The sequence below is a fragment of the Streptomyces sp. NPDC051452 genome (assembly GCF_044454765.1).
In the GTDB taxonomy this organism is placed as follows: domain Bacteria; phylum Actinomycetota; class Actinomycetes; order Streptomycetales; family Streptomycetaceae; genus Streptomyces.
On sequence record NZ_JBITEB010000003.1, the window covers coordinates 281,492 to 302,235 of the forward strand.

Annotated in this window: 14 protein-coding genes; 8 read left to right on the forward strand and 6 right to left on the reverse strand. The window is 70.2% G+C overall.

Going from position 1 to position 20,744, the window contains the following annotated elements:
- The first annotated feature begins 30 nt into the window (after window positions 1-30).
- Window positions 31-2,619, forward strand: a complete 2,589-nt coding sequence (locus ACIBA9_RS10700) for a SpoIIE family protein phosphatase (RefSeq protein ID WP_399361664.1) — start codon at window positions 31-33, stop codon at window positions 2,617-2,619.
- Between the two features lie 71 nt (window positions 2,620-2,690).
- On the opposite strand, the gene ACIBA9_RS10705 is transcribed toward ACIBA9_RS10700, so the two are convergent.
- From ACIBA9_RS10705 to ACIBA9_RS10725, 5 genes are all read right to left on the reverse strand, one after another.
- Window positions 2,691-4,256: a hypothetical protein gene (locus ACIBA9_RS10705; protein ID WP_399361666.1), complete on the reverse strand. Its 1,566-nt coding sequence runs from the start codon at window positions 4,254-4,256 to the stop codon at window positions 2,691-2,693.
- 290 nt (window positions 4,257-4,546) lie between these two features.
- Window positions 4,547-5,317: a succinate dehydrogenase/fumarate reductase iron-sulfur subunit gene (locus ACIBA9_RS10710; protein ID WP_399361668.1), complete on the reverse strand. Its 771-nt coding sequence runs from the start codon at window positions 5,315-5,317 to the stop codon at window positions 4,547-4,549.
- A complete protein-coding gene (locus ACIBA9_RS10715; protein ID WP_399361670.1) occupies window positions 5,314-7,245 on the reverse strand; it encodes a fumarate reductase/succinate dehydrogenase flavoprotein subunit in 1,932 nt (643 codons plus the stop codon). The genes ACIBA9_RS10710 and ACIBA9_RS10715 overlap by 4 nt, the downstream gene beginning before the upstream one ends.
- Window positions 7,246-7,268: 23 nt before the next feature.
- Window positions 7,269-8,090, reverse strand: a complete 822-nt coding sequence (locus ACIBA9_RS10720) for a hypothetical protein (protein ID WP_362154209.1) — start codon at window positions 8,088-8,090, stop codon at window positions 7,269-7,271.
- Window positions 8,091-8,114: 24 nt separating this feature from the next.
- Window positions 8,115-8,405 carry a hypothetical protein gene (locus tag ACIBA9_RS10725; RefSeq protein WP_362154207.1) on the reverse strand — a complete coding sequence of 97 codons (291 nt, stop codon included), beginning with the start codon at window positions 8,403-8,405 and terminating at the stop codon, window positions 8,115-8,117.
- 317 nt (window positions 8,406-8,722) lie between these two features.
- On the opposite strand from ACIBA9_RS10725, the gene ACIBA9_RS10730 reads away from it, so the two are divergent.
- From ACIBA9_RS10730 to ACIBA9_RS10760, 7 genes are all read left to right on the forward strand, one after another.
- Window positions 8,723-10,909 (forward strand): ABC transporter family substrate-binding protein, encoded by a 2,187-nt coding sequence (locus ACIBA9_RS10730; protein ID WP_399361672.1) that lies wholly within the window; start codon window positions 8,723-8,725, stop codon window positions 10,907-10,909.
- Window positions 10,910-11,049: 140 nt separating this feature from the next.
- Window positions 11,050-12,957 carry a translational GTPase TypA gene (gene typA, locus ACIBA9_RS10735; protein ID WP_362154201.1) on the forward strand — a complete coding sequence of 636 codons (1,908 nt, stop codon included), beginning with the start codon at window positions 11,050-11,052 and terminating at the stop codon, window positions 12,955-12,957.
- Window positions 12,958-13,539: 582 nt separating this feature from the next.
- The gene (locus ACIBA9_RS10740) at window positions 13,540-14,574 is read left to right on the forward strand and encodes an ABC transporter permease (RefSeq protein WP_362154198.1); all 1,035 of its coding nucleotides are present in this window, start codon (window positions 13,540-13,542) and stop codon (window positions 14,572-14,574) included.
- Window positions 14,575-14,702: 128 nt separating this feature from the next.
- Window positions 14,703-16,511: an ABC transporter substrate-binding protein gene (locus ACIBA9_RS10745; protein WP_362154196.1), complete on the forward strand. Its 1,809-nt coding sequence runs from the start codon at window positions 14,703-14,705 to the stop codon at window positions 16,509-16,511.
- 84 nt (window positions 16,512-16,595) lie between these two features.
- Entirely contained in the window at window positions 16,596-17,576 is a 981-nt protein-coding gene (locus tag ACIBA9_RS10750; protein WP_399361675.1) for an ABC transporter permease, read from the forward strand.
- A gap of 10 nt (window positions 17,577-17,586) precedes the next feature.
- Complete coding sequence (locus tag ACIBA9_RS10755) at window positions 17,587-18,651, forward strand: ABC transporter ATP-binding protein (protein WP_362154190.1); 1,065 nt, start codon at window positions 17,587-17,589, stop codon at window positions 18,649-18,651.
- Between the two features lie 22 nt (window positions 18,652-18,673).
- Window positions 18,674-19,849 carry an ABC transporter ATP-binding protein gene (locus tag ACIBA9_RS10760; RefSeq protein WP_399361677.1) on the forward strand — a complete coding sequence of 392 codons (1,176 nt, stop codon included), beginning with the start codon at window positions 18,674-18,676 and terminating at the stop codon, window positions 19,847-19,849.
- Between the two features lie 79 nt (window positions 19,850-19,928).
- Here ACIBA9_RS10760 and ACIBA9_RS10765 read toward each other — a convergent pair whose 3' ends face one another.
- Entirely contained in the window at window positions 19,929-20,672 is a 744-nt protein-coding gene (locus tag ACIBA9_RS10765) for a class I SAM-dependent methyltransferase (protein ID WP_399361679.1), read from the reverse strand.
- Window positions 20,673-20,744 lie beyond the last annotated feature (72 nt).

Here is a 20,744-nt window from a genome sequence, read left to right on the forward strand (position 1 = left end):
GGACGCGGTGAGCTGGAGGGGACGGTTCGCGTGAGCGAGATACCAGCGAAGGCCACGGAGTCCGAGGACCCGTCGGACGGCGCTAGGAGGCGGGACGCGGATTCAGCCGCGGCACCCGGCGACGCCATGTGGCAGAGCAGTCCGCCCGGTTCGATCTACGACTACATCAAGGTCGCCTCCTTCTCCATCAGCCCCGGCGGACTCGTCGACCAGTGGAGCCTGCGCGCCGAGCAGCTGTTCGGCATCCCCGCCGCCCGCGCCGTCGGCATGGACCCCATAGAAGCCTTCGTCGACCCCGACCTGCGGGCACGCGGCCAGCGCAAGATGGCCGAGATCCTCGACGGACGCGAATGGACCGGGGTGATTCCCTTCCGGATGCCGGACGGGCCGGACGGCGCGCGGGGCGAGGAGGGCCTCGCCGAGGTCTACGTCATGCCCACCCGGACCGCCGAGGGCGACAAGGCCGCCGTCTGCATCGTCGTGGACGTCCGCACCCTGCGCAGCATGGAGACGGATCTGGCCGCCTCGCAGGCGATTTTCGGCCAATCGCCTTTCGGATTCCTGTTGATCGACGCGGATCTGAGGGTCCGTCGGGCCAACGAACGGTTCGCCTCCGTCTTCGGCGGAACCCCGGACGACCACCGGGGCCGCGAAGTCCACGACTATCTGCCGCGGGGCGAGTCCGAGCGGGTTTCGGCCACCCTGCGGCGGGTGCTGGAGACCGGCGAGTCCATCACCGACATGCACGTCACCGGATTCATCCCCGGCTCCGAGGAACGCCGGCACTGGTCGGTCAACCTCTACCGGGTGCACAGCGGCACCGGCCGGCCCATCGGGGTCGCCTGGCTCGGTACCGACATCACCAGCCGCCGGGCCGCCGCGCGCGAGGCCGCCGCCGCCCGCCGCAACCTGGCCCTGCTCAACGAGGCCGGCGCCCGCATAGGCAACTCCCTGGACCTGGAGACCACGGCCCGCGAACTCCTCGACGTGGTCGTCCCCGGCTTCTGCGACCTGGCCACCGTCGACCTCTACCAAGGACTGCTGGCCGGTGACGAGGCCCCGCCCGGCCTCGCGGACGGCAGCGCCGAACTGCGCCGCGTCGCCTTCGCCAGTGCCGTCTCCGACGCGCCCTTCGGCGGCTCCGGCGAACCGGTCGCGCTCGGCGCGGTCCACCACTTCTCCTTCACCTCGCCCTGCGCCGACGCGTTGCGCACCGCCCGCCCGCAGGCCGTGCCCGCGGAGGAGGGCGGTCTCGTGCAGTCCACGCTGGCCGTGCCGATGGTCGCGCACGACACGGTCGTGGGCCTCGCCCAGTTCGCGCGGACCAAGGGCAGCGAGCCCTTCGGCGACCGCGACCGGGAACTCGCCGTGGAGCTGGCCGCGCGCGCCGCGGTCTGTATCGACAACGCCCGCCTGTACCGCCGCGAGCACGAGCGGGCGCTGATACTGCAACGGTCCCTGCTCCCACCCGGCGACCCGGAGGCCTCCGGGCTGGACATCGCCTGCCGCTACCTGCCCGGCAACGCGGCGACCGAGGTCGGCGGCGACTGGTTCGACGTCATCGAACTGCCCGGACACCGTACGGCGTTGGTGGTCGGCGACGTGATGGGCCGGGGCCTGCGCGCTGCCGTCGCCATGGGCGAACTCCGCACGGCGGTGCGCACACTGGCCCTGCTGGACCTCGAACCGGCCGAGGTCCTCTCGGCGTTGGACGAGATCGCCCGCGGACTGGGCACCCCCGGCGGCGTCCAGCAGGCCACCCGTACGGCCCGCCAGCCCCGCGACGCCGACCTCTCCGAGGTGTACCTGGCGACGTGCGTATACGCCGTCTACGACTCCGTGACCAGGCGCTGCACGTTCGCCAACGCGGGCCATCTGCCGCCGGTCCTGGTCGAGCCCGGCGAGGCCGCCCTGATGCTGGACGTGCCGCCCGGCATGCCGCTCGGCGTCGGCGGCGAGCCGTTCGAGGAGGTGGAGGTCGAACTGCCCGAGGGAGCGCTGCTCGCGCTCTACACGGATGGACTGGTCGAGTCCCGCCACCACCCGCTGGACGAGGGGCTGCAGGCCTTCGTGGGCGCGCTCACGGATCCCTCCCGCCCCCTGGAGGACGTCTGCGACCACGTCCTCAGCACGCTCGACACCCATCACGGCGAGGACGACATCGCCCTGCTGATGGCTCGCGTCCAGGGACTGCCCGCGGACTCCGTCGGCGACTGGACGCTGCCGCGCGAGCCGCGCAGCGTGGGCAAGGCCCGGGAGTACGCTCGCACCCGGCTGCTCGGCTGGGATCTGGAGCCGCTGGTCGACACCACCGAGCTGCTGGTGAGCGAGCTGGTGACGAACGCGCTGCGCTACGGCGAGGGAGAGATCCGGCTCCGGCTGCTGCTGGACCGGACACTGGTGTGCGAGGTGTGGGACTCGGGGCTGGTCCAGCCCCGGCGGCGGCGGGCCCGCGACACGGACGAGGGGGGCCGGGGCCTGCAACTGGTCGGCCTGCTGAGCGCGGCGTGGGGCTCGCGGCGGACACCTCGCGGCAAGACCGTGTGGTTCGAACTCCCGTTGCCCGGCGCGGAGAACGGCCTCACCGACCCGGCCGAGGCCCTCCTGAGCCTCTTCTGACCCTTTGATGCTCCCTTCGTCCGTCGCGCCGCCCGAGGGAGTCAGGGGTTCCAGGGAAGCGGTGTCCTCGGCTAGGCGGTCCGTGGGAAGCGGCGCCTGCCACGGGTCCGGGGGCCGCCGAAGCTCGCCGGGGGGCCGCCGTCCGGGTCCTCGGCCAGGAGGATCCCGCCGAGGATCGCACCGACCAGACCGGCCGCCTCGCCGTCGCCGCCGGCGTACGGGTCGCCGTGCCCCCGCACATCCCGTTCCGCCAGTTCACGCGCCTGACCGGACTGTGTGTCGGCCTCCTCGGCGTCCTGGGCCGCGAGCGAGCGCACCGCCTGCGCCAGACGGGCCCGCGCCTGTGGGCCCACCGCGCCCCGGTGCACCGTCACATAGGCCTGCGCCCCGGCGACGGAACCGCGGGCCACCAGCAGCGCGGCGGTGTTCAGCACCCCCGACCGCCCCGCCCCCAGCCGTGCCAGGGCGCGCGTGATCCGGCGCAGGGCGTCCAGCGGGTCGTACGGCCCCGCGGTCGACTCGGCCCGTACGCCCGCCAGCACGGCGTCCGCGTGGGCGAGCCGGACCTCGGGCGCGCCGGCCCCCGGTGTCCCCTCGCCCTTGCGTGCCAGCGCGAGTCTCGCCTCGGCGTCGGTCAGCGCGGGTGGTACCAGACGGGCGGCGCCGCCCAGCCGGGAGGCGAGCCGTTCCACCGCGTCCACGAGGATGCCGGACTGGGCGATGGCGCCCTCGGCGGCGCGCAGATGGGCCGCCGCCCGCTCCCGGTCACCGCGGTCGTCGGCCTGGCGGCTCCGGTTGAGGTGGGTGGTGGCGAACAGCAGCCGGTCCTTGGCCTGTTCGACGTACCCGATGACGGGTGCGGCGGCCGTGGGCGGGTACCGCTCGCGCAGTGTCGTGAGGGTGTTCCCGGCGGTCGCCGTCCGCGCCGTCAGCTCCCGGAACCGGCCCTCGGCGACCTCCAGCGCACCGCCCACCCCCTCTTCCAGCCCACGCGACCGGTCCAGGGCCGCGGCCTCGGCGTCCAGTCGCCGGCCCGCCTCCGCGCACCGCCCGATCACCCCCACCAGCGCCTGCCGCCGCGCGTCCGGTTCCCCCGGCACCCCCTCCTCGTAGCGCCGCCAGATCGCGAACGCGGCCGACAGCTCGGTCTCGGCGGCCCGCAGCGCGTGCGTGAACGGCTCGGCCTCCTCCTCGCCGAACCGCTCCCGGACGAAGCCCAGTTCCTCCCGGCTGGTGCGCACGCAGTCGTCGGCCAGCACCAGGGCGGCGCGTGCCTGGCGTTCGGACTCGGCCGGCGCGGGTGTGGGCGGGGCGGCGGAGACGATCCCCGGTGTCGTCCGGGAGCGGGCGCGCCGGGTACGCCGCAGATAGCCGTATCCGGCCAGTACGACCGCGGCGCCGCCCACGGCCAGGGGCAGTACGAGGTCGGCGGCCGACGTCTCGTCCTGCTGCGGCGCGGCGGCGCTCGCGGTGGGCCCGGCGGGGCTCCCGGGAACCGGAGCCTGAGCGGCCACCGTGGTCACCGGCAACACCAGCCACCCGGCGCCGACCGCGGCACCCAGCACGGCATGCGTCAGCCGCATCCGTATCTGCGCCTTGGCGTGCCGGGGGCGGCCCCGGATCGGGGAGGTCGTCACGTTTCGGAGCGTATGGGCAGGTAGGCGGCTCCGCGAGTGGGGTGGATACGGGTGGGGGACGAGACGGACTGAGAGACGGGATGGACGACGGAAGGGCGATCGGGACGCCGGGAGCCGACGGTGCCGGCCCGCCGGTTCCCGCGACCACCGGCACCGCGGACACCCGGCCGGGCGGCGGCCGGGTGGGCACGGGAGTGGGGACTTCGCGACGGGCGGACTGGCGGGCGTACCGGGAGGACCGGGCGGGGCGGCACCCCGGCGACACCGGCGCGATGCCAAGCCCTGGGCCTCTAGGAGGACCGCCTTCCGATCTTGGTGCCCAGCCACACGAGCGGGTCGTACTTGCGGTCGACGGCCCGCTCCTTCAGGGGGATCAGGGCGTTGTCCGTGATCTTGATGCCTTCGGGGCAGACCTCCGTACAGCACTTGGTGATGTTGCAGTAGCCGAGGCCGTGCTCGTCCTGGGCGGTGCGCCCCCGGTCCAGGCCCCTCTCGGCGGCCGCGTCCAGCGGGTGCATGTCCAGTTCCGCGACGCGCATCAGGAAGCGCGGGCCCGCGAACGCCGGCTTGTTCTCCTCGTGGTCGCGGACCACATGACAGGTGTCCTGGCACAGGAAGCACTCGATGCACTTGCGGAACTCCTGCGAGCGGTCCACGTCCTCCTGCGTCATCCGGTACTCGCCGGGGCCGAGCCCGGCGGGCGGCACGAACGCCGGAACCTCCCTGGCCTTCTGGTAGTTGAATCCGACGTCCGTCACCAGGTCCCGGATCACCGGGAACGCGCGCAGTGGTGTGACGGTGATGGTCTCGTCGCGGTCGAACACCGACATGCGGGTCATGCACATCAGCCGCGGCCGGCCGTTGATCTCCGCCGAGCACGAACCGCACTTGCCGGCCTTGCAGTTCCAGCGCACGGCGAGATCGGGCGCCTGGGTGGCCTGGAGCCGGTGGATGATGTCGAGCACCACCTCGCCGTCGTTCGCCTCGACCGCGTAGTCGGTCAGGCCACCGCCCTCGACATCGCCCCGCCACACCTTGAAGCGGGCCTCGTAGCTGCTCATTCGTACAGCTCCTCTTCGGCGAGGTACTTGACCAGCTCCTCCTTCTCGAAGAGGGCGAGCAGGTCGGGGCGGACGGGATCGGTGTGCTCACGGGTCAGCCGGATCTGGCCGTGGGCGGGGGAGGCCGCCGCGAGCGCGCCGGTGGGGTCGGCCAGGGCGCAGATCAGGTTCACGTTGCGCCAGGCGCGGTCCATCGCCGGGTGGTCCTCGCGGGTGTGCCCGCCGCGCGACTCGGTGCGCTCCAGCGCGGCCCGCGCCACGCACTCGCTGACCAGCAGCATGTTCCTGAGGTCCAGGGCGAGGTGCCAGCCGGGGTTGAACTGGCGGTGCCCCTCGACGCCGGCCCGCCGCGCCCGCGTCCGCAGCTCGGCGAGCTTGTGCAGGGCCTGTTCCATCTCGCCCTCGCGGCGGATGATGCCGACCAGGTCGTTCATGGTCTGCTGGAGTTCCTGGTGCAGGGTGTAGGGGTTCTCCGGCGGGCCGCCCTCGCCCTCCGTCTCGGCGGAGAAGGGCCGCAGGGCCTCCGCGGCGGCCGTGTTGACCTGCGCCTCGTCCACCCGCGGCCGCGGCTGGGCCGGCCCCCGCGCGTACTCGGCCGCGTGCCAGCCCGCTCGCCGTCCGAAGACCAGCAGGTCCGACAGGGAGTTGCCGCCCAGGCGGTTGGAGCCGTGCATACCGCCGGCCACCTCACCGGCCGCGAACAGCCCCGGCACCCCGCGCGCGGCGGCCGTGTCCGACTCGACGGCGATACCGCCCATGACGTAGTGGCAGGTCGGGCCGACCTCCATCGCCTCCGCCGTGATGTCGACGTCGGCGAGTTCCTTGAACTGGTGGTACATCGAGGGCAGCCGGCGCCGGATGACCTCCGTCGGCATCCGGGTCGAGACGTCCAGGAAGACGCCTCCGTGCGGGGAGCCGCGGCCCGCCTTCACCTCGGCGTTGATCGCGCGGGCCACCTCGTCGCGCGGGAGCAGCTCCGGGGGACGGCGGTTGTCGTCGGGGTTCTCGTACCACCGGTCGGCCTCCTCCTCCGACTCGGCGTACTTGTCCTTGAACACGTCCGGGATGTAGTCGAACATGAACCGCTCGCCGGCGGAGTTCCGGAGCACCCCGCCGTCCCCGCGCACCGACTCGGTGACGAGGATGCCCTTCACCGACGGCGGCCAGACCATGCCCGTCGGGTGGAACTGCACGAACTCCATGTTCAGCAGCGGCGCCCCGGCCAGCAGCGCGAGGGCGTGACCGTCACCGGTGTACTCCCAGGAGTTCGAGGTGACCTTGAACGACTTGCCGATGCCGCCGGTCGCGACGACCACCGACGGGGCCTCCAGGACGAAGAAGCGGCCGGTCTCACGGTCGTAGGCGAAGACCCCCGACACGCGCCGGCCGTCCTTGAGGATCCTGGTGACGGTGCACTCCTGGAAGACCTTCAGCCGCGACTCGTACTCCCCGGTCTCCGCCAGGTCCTCCTGCTGGAGCGAGACGATCTTCTGCTGAAGGGTGCGGATCAGCTCCAGGCCCGTGCGGTCGCCGACGTGCGCGAGCCGCGGGTACTCGTGGCCGCCGAAGTTCCGCTGGGAGATCCGGCCGTCCTTCGTACGGTCGAACAGCGCGCCCCAGGTCTCCAGCTCCCACACCCGGTCGGGGGCCTCCTGCGCGTGCAGCTCGGCCATCCGCCACTGGTTGAGGAACTTGCCGCCGCGCATGGTGTCGCGGAAGTGGACCTGCCAGGTGTCGTGCTCGTTGGCGTTGGCCATGGCCGCCGCGATGCCGCCCTCGGCCATCACCGTGTGCGCTTTGCCGAACAAGGACTTGCAGATCACCGCCGTACGGGCGCCCCGCTCGCGCGCCTCGATCGCGGCTCGCAGCCCGGCGCCGCCCGCGCCGACCACGACGACGTCCCACTCCTGCCGGTCCACCACGGGCATCAGTCAGTCCCTCACTGGAATCTCTAGAAGAAGCGCGGATCGTCGAAGACGCCGGACGCGACCAGATAGACGTAGAAGTCGGCGAGCGCCACGCTCAGCAGCGACGCCCAGGCCAGTTGCATGTGCCGGGCGTTGAGCCGGCCGACGAACCGCCACGCCCGGTAGCGCACGGGGTGTCGGGAGAAGTGCTTGAGCTTGCCGCCGACGATGTGCCGGCAGGAGTGGCAGGAGAGCGTGTACGCCCAGATCAGCACGATGTTGGCCAGGAAGACCAGGGTGCCCAGACCCATGTGGCCCCAGCGGTAGTGCGTGTCCCGGAAGGACAGCACCGTGTCGTAGGTCAGCACGCCGGCGACCAGGAGTGCGGCGTAGAAGAAGTACCGGTGGACGTTCTGCAGGATCAGCGGGAAGCGGGTCTCACCGGTGTACGTGCGGTGCGGCTCGGCCACCGCGCAGGCGGGTGGGGACGCCCAGAAGCCGCGGTAGTACGCCTTGCGGTAGTAGTAGCAGGTCAGCCGGAAGCCGAGCGGGAAGATCAGGATGATGATCGCCGGTGAGATGCCCCACCAGCCGCCGAACAGGTCCGCGTTCGGCCCGGCGTGCATGGGCCGGCAGTTCTGCGCCAGGCAGGGCGAGTAGAACGGCGAGACGTACGGCGCCGCGTAGTAGTGCGCGTTCCCGAAGGCCCGCCAGGTCGAGTAGACGACGAAGGCGAGCAGACCGGCCGCGGTGCCGGCGGGCGCCAGCCACCAGCGGTCGGTCCGCAGATGCGGGGCGGCGATCGCGGCGCGCGTACGGGAGCGCACTCCGCCGCTGTTCTGTTGGGGTTCCGTACCAGTAGCCAAGGGGGACTCCGGTCGGTTCGGGTGTCAGGGGGCGCGGCGGTCGCGGGCGCCCAGGCCCTCGTCGTCCGAGTCCGTCCACAGGCTGATGTCGTAGGGCGTGTCGGAGATGGTGACGAGGTCGGGCCGGACGGCGGCGTCCGGGGCGGCCGCCGCCTGCCGCAGCAGGGCCACGCTCTCGCGCAGGTGCTCGGCGTCCAGCCGGACCCTGCGCATCTCCAGGCCGCCGCTGCCGAGGTGGTGCTCCAGGCGTCCCAGCGATCGGTGCAGATCGTCGAGGGAACGCAGGACGGAGGTGATGTCGTCGTGCACGGTCATGACTTGCCCCTCACTTCCATGGATCCGGCGCGGAACCTGGGCGGCAACGTTCATGCGCCTTGGAGTGTTGCGCGCCGCACGTGCCGGTGTGAAGGCGTGTGCAGCGATTGGCGGAGGCGTACGGATGCGAACTCCGGATGATTGCGCCGCACGGGTGGGGTTACCGCCCGTCGTCGCCGTGTCGCCCGCTGTGGCCGGATCCTTTCCACTTCAGTGGCCGCATAGATCTGATCAGCTCCATATACCGCCAAAAGTGATCAGGTCCACATACCGACACAAATGAGCATAAAGCCCGCGGCTTCCCGGAGGTAGCAGAGATGTCCCACGACGGCGTCGGCCTGCGCGCGGTCATGCGCTCGGTCGCCTTCCTCACCGCGGGCGCCCTCGCGGTGCCGCTCCTCGCCGGCTGCGGCTCCGACGACGAGGCCACCAAACCGCTCGCACCGCAGGACATCGCCCTCGCCGCCCGCGACCAGGTCGCCGACGGCGGCACCCTGAAATGGGCCGTGGACGCCGTACCGGAGACCCTGAACAACTTCCAGGCCGACGCCGACGCGGGCACCGCGCGCGTCGCCCAGGCCGTGCTGCCGTCGATGTTCCGGCTCGACGCGAACGGTCGCCCGACGGCGAACCCGGCCTATCTGGAGTCGGCCAAGGTCATCGAGACCGAGCCGCGCCAGGTCGTGCTGTACAAGCTGAACCAGCAGGCCGTCTGGAGCGACGGCCGGGAGATCGGCGCCGCCGACTTCGTCGCCCAGTGGCGCGCCCTGTCCGGCAAGGACAGCGCCTACTGGACCGCACGCAACGCCGGCTACGACCGCATCGCCAAGATCGAGCGCGGCGCCAACGACCTCCAGGTCCGGGTCACCTTCTCCCGCCCCTACGCCGACTGGCGGTCGCTGTTCTCCCCGCTGTACCCGAAGGACGTCATGGGCACCCCGGACGCCTTCAACGACGGCGCCCGGCGCAAGCTGGCCGTCACCGCGGGCCCCTTCAAGGTCGACCGGATCGACACCGCGAAGAAGGACGTCGTCCTCACCCGCAACCCGCGCTGGTGGGGCAAGCCCGCCAAGCTCAACGAGATCGTGCTGCACGCCGTACCCCGCGACAAGCGGGCCGCCGCGCTGGCCGACGGCGAGGCCGATCTCGCCGAGGTCGATGCCGCCCAGGCCCAGCAGATCAGCCTCGCGGCCGGCGGGAAGACCGGCAGCCCCCTCCAGGGCAGCGGCAGGACCTCGGCGAGGAGACTGCGCTCCTGGGCGCTGGCGCACGGCTTCGACTCCGACGAGGTGAAGGCCGGCCGCAAGGAGCTGCGCAAGTCCATCGCGCGCTACCTCGACCAGCAGCAGGACCTGCGCTCCTTCACCGTCCGCAAATCCCTGGAGCCCGCCTACACCCAGCTCGCCCTGAACGGCTCCTCCGGGCCCCTCACCGACGAACGGGTCCGGCAGGCCGTCGCCCGCGCGCTGGACCGCCAGGAACTGGCCAAGCTGGTCCTCACCCCGCTGGGCCTGCCCGCCGTCCCGGTCGGCAGCCACCTCGCCCTGTCCGGGCAGCCCGCCTACGCCGACAACAGCGGCGCCATCGGCGGCCAGGACACCAAGGAGGCCCAGGCGCTGCTCACCGACGCCGGCTGGGTGGCGGGCGGTCCGGTCAAGGAGGAGAAGAAGGCGCAGAAGGCCGCCGGCGGCGAGAGCGAGAAGAAGGGCGACAAGGACGAGACGTCCGAAGGCGGCCAGGACGGCGAGTACATCGTCGGCGAGGACGACAAGGGTCACGACGACAAGGGCGACGACGACAAGACGCGCACCGGGGGCACCCGCGAGCACGGCGAGGACGGCGGCCGGCATCTGGCGCAGGAGGGCAGGCAGGGCGGCGCGGCCGGTGCCTACGCCCCCAAGGGCACGGCCGCCCCGGCCGCCGCACCCGCCGGACCGCTGGCCAAGGACGGCAAGGCGCTCGCGCTCAACTTCGTCCTGCCCTCCGGGCCCGGCTCCGAGCCCCTGAACAGCGTCGCCCAGCGGATCACGGCGATGCTGGAGCAGGTCGGCATCCGCACCACGATCACCAAGGTGTCGGACGAGAGCTACTTCAAGGACCACATCGCCTCCGGCGACTACGACCTCGCCCTGTACTCCTGGCCGGCCTCCGCCTTCCCCGCGACCGACGCCCGGCCCATCTACGCCAAGCCGGTGCCCGCGGCCGACGGCTCGGTCAACGTCGAGCAGAACTACACGCGGGTCGGCACCGACCAGGTCGACCAGCTCTTCGACGAGGCCGCGGCGACGCTGGACGAGGACGAGGAGCGGGACCTGATCAGAAAGGCGGACGCCCGGATCTGGGCGGCCGCCGGATCCATCCCGCTCTATCAGCGGCCGCAGCTGGTCGGAGTGCGGAAGAGCCTGGTCAACGCCGGAGCGTTCGGCTTCCAGACGCCGGTCTTCGAGGACATGGGCTACCTGAGGAAGGGGGCCAAGGTCTCCCCGAGCCCGTCGGCGAAGTGAGGCCCGCGTGGCCCTGGGAGGCCGACCCTCTCAGGGCCACGTAACATGGGGTGAGGCCGTGGCATGTCAAGCCCGGCAGGGCCCGCGTCACACGGACGTACACAGAGGGCCTTCCTCACACTCTGGGAGTACGTCGCAATATGGCCACGCGCCACGACATCCGCAACGTCGCCATCGTCGCCCACGTCGACCACGGCAAGACCACCATCGTCGACGGCATGCTGAAGCAGGCAGGTGCGTTCGCCGCCCACCAGCTCGAGGGCGTCGACGACCGCATGATGGACTCGAACGACCTGGAGCGTGAGAAGGGCATCACGATCCTCGCCAAGAACACGGCGGTGAAGTACCACCCCAAGGACGGCGGGGACCCGATCACGATCAACATCATCGACACCCCCGGCCACGCCGACTTCGGCGGCGAGGTCGAGCGCGGTCTGTCGATGGTCGACGGTGTCGTGCTGCTCGTGGACGCCTCCGAGGGCCCGCTGCCGCAGACCCGGTTCGTGCTGCGCAAGGCCCTCCAGCAGCGCCTGCCCGTCATCCTGTGCATCAACAAGACGGACCGTCCCGACTCCCGGATCGACGAGGTCGTCAACGAGACGTACGACCTCTTCCTCGACCTGGACGCGGACGAGGAGCAGATCGAGTTCCCGATCGTCTACGCCTGCGGCCGTGACGGCATCGCCTCGCTGACCAAGCCCGACAACGGCACGGTCCCGGCCGACAGCGACAGCCTGGAGCCGTTCTTCTCCACCATCCTGGAGCACATCCCGGCCCCGACCTACGACGAGGACGCGCCGCTCCAGGCCCACGTCACCAACCTCGACGCGGACAACTTCCTCGGCCGTATCGCGCTGCTCCGCGTCGAGCAGGGCGAGCTGCGCAAGGGCCAGACGGTCGCGTGGATCAAGCGGGACGGCACGATCGCCAACGTGCGCATCAGCGAGCTGATGATGACCGAGGCGCTCACCCGCAAGCCGGCCGAGAAGGCGGGCCCGGGCGACATCTGCGCGGTCGCCGGTATCCCGGACATCATGATCGGTGAGACCCTCGCCGACACCGAGAACCCCATCGCGCTGCCGCTGATCACGGTCGACGAGCCCGCGATCTCGATGACGATCGGTACCAACACCTCGCCGCTGGTCGGCCGGGGCGGCACCGGCAAGGGCGCCGACGCCAAGGCGGCCGTGAAGGACCGCAAGGTCACCGCCCGCCAGGTCAAGGACCGCCTCGACCGCGAGCTGATCGGTAACGTCTCCCTGCGCGTGCTGGAGACCGAGCGTCCGGACGCCTGGGAGGTCCAGGGCCGTGGTGAGCTGGCGCTCGCCATCCTGGTCGAGCAGATGCGCCGCGAGGGCTACGAGCTGACCGTCGGCAAGCCGCAGGTCGTCACCAAGGAGGTCGACGGCAAGACCTACGAGCCGGTCGAGCGCATGACGATCGACGTGCCCGAGGAGCACATGGGCGCCGTCACCCAGCTCATGGGCGTCCGCAAGGGCCGGATGGACAACATGTCCAACCACGGCTCCGGCTGGGTCCGCATGGAGTTCGTCGTCCCCTCCCGCGGTCTGATCGGCTTCCGTACCGAGTTCCTGACCCAGACCCGTGGCACGGGCATCGGTCACTCCATCCACGAGGGCTTCGAGCCCTGGTTCGGCAACCTGACGACCCGTAACAACGGTTCGCTGGTCGCCGACCGCTCCGGTGCCGTCACCGCCTTCGCGATGACGAACCTCCAGGAGCGCGGTGTGCTGTTCGTGGAGCCGGGCACCGAGGTGTACGAGGGCATGATCGTCGGTGAGAACTCCCGCTCCGACGACATGGACGTCAACATCACCAAGGAGAAGAAGCTCACCAACATGCGGTCGTCCTCGGCCGACTCCTTCGAGGCGATCGTCCCGCCGCGCAAGCTCTCGCTGGAGCAGTCGCTGGAGTTCTGCCGCGACGACGAGTGCGTCGAGGTGACCCCGGAGGCCGTTCGCATCCGCAAGGTGAACCTGGACGCCCGCGAGCGCGCCCGCGCCGCGAGCCGCGCCAAGCACGGCTGATCTGAAGGCTGTTGAGCCCGGGTCCCCCCGAGGATGGGGGGACCCGGGCTTTTTGCAACCCGTTTTCCGGTGCACGGTGATCGGGAACCCGGTACCCGGTGTCCGTAATGCGGAGATCCTCGACCGATAGGCATGTAACACGTCCGTTTCGCGGCCTTATCCGTGCGAACAGTTTGTCCAGTTTTTGGAAGTTCTCCGCGTCAGCTGTGACTGAATTGAGATTTAAAGACAGTGGTCGCCACTTGGCTCATGGCAGATAGTTAGCCGCGTAGCGCTCGGGTCAATGGGTCTCGCCGCTGTGGGGACAGCGCCGCGACTCACGAGCACCAGGGGGTGTCTGACCTTCCGTCAGGGGTGTCGGAAGGTGGACGGTAACCCTCTCCTGTTGGTGAACACGTGAAGTCATGAGGAGGAACCCCCATGCGCGGTGTCACAAACACCAAGTGGGTCAGTTCGTCGCTTCCAGCAGTGTGATTCGGCTGTAGAACTACGCGCGTCCGACTGCGGTTTCGGCCGTCGGTCCGACGTGTTTCCGGAGTACCCGGGCACCTCTCACACTCATATCTGTGAAACGGACGAACCGTGACAAGTCCTATCGACATTGAGGGCGGCGGTACTTCGGTCGTCGTCGACGGCGAACCAGGGCCGGAGACGAGGAGCGAAGCCGTCAAGCTCGAAGGCCGGTCCCCCGGCCAGCTGATGTGGGTGCGCTTCAAGCGCGACCGCACCGGTGTGATCTCGGCCTACGTCGTGGGCTTCTTCTTTCTGATCGGCCTGCTCGCCCCGCTGATCTCCAAGCTGTACGGAAAGAACCCGTACACGGTCTACGCGGACGAGCGCCCGGACCTCTTCGACAGCGCCGGCGTGCCGCTCCAGCCCAACGGCGGTATCAGCGGCGACTTCTGGTTCGGCCTCGAACCCGGCAACGGCTACGACGTCTTCACCAAGCTGATCTACGGCATCCGCACCTCGCTGATGATCTCGGTCGCCGTCACCGTCGCGGTCGTGGTGACCGGCATCCTGCTCGGCGTCAGCGCCGGCTACATCGGGGGCAAGACCGACTACTTCATCGGCCGGCTCATCGACTTCCTGCTCGCCTTCCCCGCGCAGCTGTTCTTCATCGCGAGCATGCCGGTCGTGGTCTCGCTGTTCGTCAGCCCGCGCGACGAGACACCGACGTACGTCCGGGTGGTGGCGCTGATCCTGGTCCAGTACCTCCTCGGCTGGATGGGCCTGGGCCGGCTGCTGCGCGGCACCGCACTCGCCCTGCGCGAACGGGAGTTCATCGAGGCGGCCAAGGTCAGCGGGGCCTCGCCGTGGCGGATCATCCGCAAGGAGCTGCTGCCGAACATCGTCACCCCGCTGCTGGTGCAGTCGACTTACCTGCTGCCCGGATTCGTGACCGCCGAGGCCGGTCTGTCCTTCCTGGGCGTGGGCATCGTCGAACCGACGCCGGACTGGGGGCAGATGTTCTCCAAGGCGTCCACCGAACTGGTGATGCAGAACGACATCACCTACATGTTCTTCCCCGGCATCTCGATGATCATCTTCGTCGTCGCGTTCAACCTGCTCGGGGACTCGGTCAGAGACGCCTTCGATCCCAAGACCGCGCGCTGACCTTCGTACGCGCACCGCAATCCCACGGAACGTCGGTTCCGGGGCCTCGCACGGCACTTCCAGCACTTTTTCGCACTGGTGACACACAGAACGCACTGGTGACTCACAGATGGGTGGGAATCTTCGTGATGAGTAGGGGCGGACGCCACGCATACGGCGCACTCTCCGTGCTCGCGGCCGGGGCTCTTGTGCTCACCGGTTGCAGCAAGGGCGGCAGCGACAGCGGCGACAACGGCAAGAAGCAGGAGGAGAACGCCAAACGCCAGCAGGCGTCGATCAAGTTCGGCGACGCGGCGGACTCCACCGGCCCGGCCGCCGCGGTGCCCGGCGCCAAGACCGGCGGCACGATGGAGGTGCTCCAGCGCGACAGCTACGCCCACCTCGACCCGGCCCAGATCTACGTGTCCGACGAGGGCTCGCTCGCCTCGCTGCTGCACCGCGGTCTGACCGGCTACAAGGCCACGAGCGGCGACGGCAGCAAGCACGAGGTGGTCGGTGACCTGGCCACCGACTCCGGCACCACCACCGACGGCGGCAAGACCTGGAAGTACACGCTCAAGGACGGCATCAAGTTCCAGGACGGGTCCCCGATCACGTCCAAGGACGTCCGGCACAGCGTCGAGCGGCTCTTCGCGCCGTTCATCAACCAGGGCCCCACCTACCTCCAGCAGTGGCTGGCCGACAAGCCGGGCACCGCCTACCGCGGCCTCCTCAAGGGCGGCCCGTTCACGGGCAAGCACCTGCCCGCCTCCCTCCTCGAGACGCCGGACGACAAGACGATCGTCTTCCACTTCAAGACCGCCCACCCCGACCTGCCCTACGCGCTGGCGATGGCGGGCTACGCGGTGGTCTCGGAGAAGGGCGACACCAAGGAGAAGTACGACAAGGCGCCGGTGGTGACCGGGCCGTACAAGGTCCAGTCGTTCAAGTCCGGCAAGTCGATGGTCCTGGTCAAGAACACCAACTGGGACCCGAAGACGGACCCCATCCGCCACCAGTACGTCGATCGGTTCAACTTCACGTTCAACCAGCAGTTCGAGACCTCCACCAAGGCCCTGCTCGCCGACTCCGGCGCGGACCGGACCGGCGTCAGCTTCAACAACCAGGTCGACGCGGGCAACCTGTCCCAGGTGCTGCGCGACCCGAAGATGAAGTCCCGTACGGTCTCCGGCTACCAGCCGTACGTGGGCCAGATGAACATCAACATGAGCCACCCGGCGCTGAAGGACAAGACGGTCCGCGAGGCCATCGCCTACGCCCTGCCGATCACCCCGTTCGTGCGCGCCTACGGCGGCAACGACGCCATGGAGGTCGCGGGCGGACTGATCTCCCCGACCGTCTCCGGCTACGACGCCGCCTTCGACCCGTTCGGCAAGAAGAAGAAGCCCGCCGGTGACCCGGCCAAGGCCAAGGAGCTGCTGAAGAAGGCCGGCAAGCTCAACATGAAGCTGACCTTCGGCTACATCAACACCCCCGAGGGCCAGCAGTACTCCACCGCCATGGCGGCGGGCCTGAAGAAGGCCGGCTTCAACGTCCAGCGCCAGGAGATCCCGGCCGAGACCTACTACGACCAGGTCTCCAAGCTGGACAACAACTACGACATCTTCCACACCGCGTGGGGTGCCGACTGGCCGTCCGCCTCGACCGTGCTCCCGCCGCTGTACGACGGCCGCGTGATCGCCGACGGCGCGCAGAACTACTCGCAGGTCAACGACCCCAAGGTCAACAGCGAGATCGACCGGATCAACCAGATCACCGACCCGGTCAAGTCCGCGGCCGAGTGGGAGAAGCTCGACCAGTACCTGGTGAAGGACGTCGTCAACGTCGTCCCGACCGCGTACTACAAGCAGACCCAGATCGCCGGCTCCAAGGTCGGCGGCCTCGTCTACGACGACGTGATCGGCGGCGTCGACCCGCGTCGCCTCTTCATCAAGTAACCGTCCCCTCCGGTACCCGGCGCGCCCGCACGGCGGGGGCGCCGGGTACCGCCCGGACCGCCGACGTCTGAGAGCTGCCCTGTCATGCTGCGCTTCCTCGTCCGCCGGATCATCGGTGCCGTCGTCATTCTGTTCCTGCTGAGCATCGTCACGTTCGTGCTGTTCTTCGGGGTGCCCCGGGACCCGGCGCTGCTGATGTGCGGCAAGACCTGCAACCCGGACAGCATCGCGAACATCCACCATGTGCTCGGCCTGGACAAGTCCATCCCCGAGCAGTACGGGATCTTCCTGCACAACCTCGTCATGGGCAGCGGCCAGTTCGCCCAGGGCCCGTGCCCGGCCCCCTGCTTCGGCTACTCGTACCACACCAACGAGCAGGTCTGGGTCACGCTGCTGGACCGCCTGCCCACCACCGTCTCGCTCACCCTGGGCGCGGCCGTGTGCTTCCTGATCGTCGGCCTCGGCACCGGTCTGATCGCCGCCTGGCGACGCGGCACGCTGGTCGACAAGACGGCCACCGCGGGTGCGATGGTCATCAGCGCGCTGCAGATCTACTTCCTCGGCCCGCTCGCGCTGGCGGTGCTCGTCTACCAGACGCACTGGTTCGACAAGCCCTCCTACACCGACTTCACCAAGGACCCCGCCACCTGGTTCGCGGGCCTGATCATCCCCTGGGTGGTCCTCTCCACGATCTTCGCCGCGCAGTACACCCGTATGGCACGGTCCTCGATGATCGAGCAGCTCCAGGAGGAACACGTCCGCACCGCCCGCGCCAAGGGCATGTCCCGCAGATACGTCTTCTTCCGCTACGCCTGGCGCGGCTCCCTGATCCCGATCGTCACCATCTTCGGCATCGACCTGGGCTCGCTGCTCGGCGGCGCGATCATCACCGAGTACACCTTCTCGCTGCCCGGGCTCGGTCAACTGGCCGTGCAGTCGGTCAACTTCAGCGATCTGCCGCTGCTGCTCGGCGTGATGCTGTTCGCCTCCACCATGATCCTGCTGTTCAACATCGTCGTCGACGCCGCGTACGCCTTCATCGACCCGCGCGTGCGGCTGTCCTAGGAGCACTGTCGTGACCACTGTGACCAAGCGGGCCGGCGTTCCGGTCCCGGCCGGCTCCGGGCCCCTGCTCTCGGTACGGGACCTGCACGTCAGCTTCAAGACCGAGGACGGCGTCGTACGGGCCGTGGACGGACTCTCCTTCGACCTGGAGCGCGGCCGGACGCTCGGCATCGTGGGCGAGTCCGGCTCGGGCAAGTCGGTGACGAACCTGACCGTCCTCGGCCTGCACAACCCGATGTTCACCACGGTCGAGGGCGAGATCCTGCTGGACGGGCAGGAGTTGACGACGGCCCGGGAGCAGGAGCTGGAGAAGCTGCGCGGCAACAAGGTCGCCATGATCTTCCAGGACCCGCTCACCGCGCTGTCCCCCTACTACACCGTCGGCCGGCAGATCGCCGAGCCCTACATGAAGCACAACGGCGCCTCCAAGAAGGAGGCCTGGGGCCGTGCGGTGGAGATGCTGGGCAAGGTCGGCATCCCCAACCCCAAGGAGCGGGCGAAGGACTATCCGCACCAGTTCTCCGGCGGTATGCGCCAGCGCGCCATGATCGCCATGGCGCTGGTCTGCGACCCGGACCTCCTGATCGCCGACGAGCCGACGACCGCCCTGGACGTGACGGTCCAGGCGCAGATCCTGGACCTGCTCAAGGACCTTCAGCAGGAGTTCGGCTCGGGCATCGTCTTCATCACCCACGACCTCGGCGTCATCGCCGACATGGCCGACGACATCATGGTGATGTACGCGGGCGGTGCGGTGGAGCGCGGCACGACCGACCAGGTGCTGCGCGCCCCCCAGCACCCGTACACCTGGGGCCTGCTGAACTCGATGCCGCGTCTCGACTCCGACCTCGGCGCCCAGCTGTCCCCGATCCCCGGGAGCCCGCCCTCGCTGCTGACCCCGCCGTCCGGCTGCCGCTTCCATCCCCGCTGCACCTTCCAGGACCGGGTGGAGGGCACGGGGCGCTGTGTGAACGAGCGCCCGGCGCTGGCCCCGGACCGGGCGTCGGCCTGCCATCTGACCGCGGACCAGAAGCGGACCATCTTCATCGAGGAGATCAAGCCCCGACTGGGCTAGGTCGTCATAGGAGGACACCGTCATGAAAGAGGACCTGGTCCTCCCGGTCCCGCGCGAGCAGAGCGCCGGCGCGGACGGGGAGCCGCTGCTGGAGGTCTCGGGGCTGACCAAACACTTCCCGGTGAAGGGCGGCTTCCCGATCCGCCGTACGGTCGGCGCGGTACAGGCGGTGGACGGCATCGACCTGGCCGTGCACGCCGGGGAGAGCTTCGGCCTGGTCGGCGAGTCGGGCTGCGGCAAGTCGACCACGGGCCGGCTGATCACCCGGCTGATGGAGCCGACCGAGGGCACGATCACCTATCGCGGCCGGGACATCAGCCACGCCTCGCGCCGGGATCTGGCGCCGATCCGCTCCGAGATCCAGATGATCTTCCAGGACCCGTACTCGTCGCTGAACCCGCGGCAGACGGTCGGCAAGATCATCTCGGGTCCGATGGAGATCAACGACATCAACCCCGCCGGCGGCCGCGAGGCACGCGTGCGGGAGCTGCTGGAGATCGTCGGTCTCAATCCGGAGCACTACAACCGCTTCCCGCACGAGTTCTCCGGCGGTCAGCGCCAGCGCATCGGCGTCGCCCGGGCGCTCGCGCTGGAGCCGAAGCTGATCGTCGCCGACGAGCCGGTCTCCGCGCTCGACGTCTCCATCCAGGCCCAGGTCGTCAACCTGCTGCAGAAGGTGCAGAACGAACTCGGCATCGCCTTCCTCTTCATCGCCCACGATCTCGCGGTGGTGCGGCACTTCTCGCAGCGCGTGGCCGTCATGTACCTCGGCAAGATCATCGAGGTGGGGGACCGGGACTCCATCTACACCCGCCCGCGTCACCCGTACACCCACGCCCTGCTGTCCGCCGTGCCCGAGGTCAGCCTGGAGGAGGGCGGCGCGCCCGCCCGCGAGCGCATCCGGCTGGCCGGTGACGTGCCGTCCCCCATCTCACCGCCCTCCGGCTGCCGGTTCCGCACCCGGTGCTGGAAGGCGCAGGACAAGTGCGCCTCCGAGGAGCCGCCGCTGGTCCGGATCTCCGGCAACCGGGTCGGCCACCTGACGGCCTGCCACTTCCCGGAGGAGCCGACCACCGGGGCGAGGGACGAGGACATCGTCCTGGACCCGGCGCTGGCGGCGCTGGAGGAGGCGGCCGGGGCCGCGGAGCCGGGGGAGCCGGGCACGCCGGGCGCGTCGGGGCAGGACGAGCGGGAGTAGCGCCCGCGGCGGGGGCCGACCGCCGCCCCCGCCACGGGGAGAGGGGCGGACGACCCGGTACCGGGCACCGGCGGGTCGGTCAGCGGGCCGGTCCGGCGACGGTGATGATCTCCGGGCCGGCCGGGGTCAGCGGGCCCCGCCCCCAGTCCCCGTACTGTTCGACGACCGTCAGGCCGGCCTCCGCGAGGAACTCCCGCAGGGCGTCGGCGTCGAGGAAGCGCAGGACGCTGTGGCTGACCCGGGGGCCGGGCCAGCGGTCGCTGTGGAACGTCTCGGTGAAGCGCACCCGCCCCCCGCTCAGCCCGCCGTCCCGCACCTCGTGCCACACCCGCACCGGCGTACCGTCGGCGGCGGTGATCTCGCGGACCCGGTCCGGCGTCCACCCCTCCCAGGCGCGGGCCCCCGGATTGCGGGTCTCGAAGACGAACCGGCCGCCGTCGGCGAGGGCCGCGCGGACCGCCCGCAGACAGGCGCGGATCTCCTCGTCCCGGGTCAGCGCCTGGAAGGCGTGCCCGGTCATCACGACGAGGTCAAACTCCCCGTCCCAGCGCCGCACCCGCATGTCCCCGAGCACCCACTCGACGTCCGGGCGGTCGCGGCGGGCCTGTACGAGCATGGCGGCGGCCGGATCGAGCCCCATCAGCCGGCCCGGATGGCCCTCGGCCCGGGCCCGCCGCAGCAGTTGCCCGGTACCGCAGCCGATGTCCAGCACCGAGCGGGCCTCCATCACCAGACCGAGGTAGAAGTCGTCACCCGGTCCCCAGGGGTTGAGGTCGTCGTACAGCGCGGCGAGCGAGAGATCGGCGAACGAGTGATCTACCACCGCGGCAGTCTGACACACGATTCTGAACGGTGTGTCAGTTTCCGGATCGGTTCATGAGGGCTTCTCAATTCC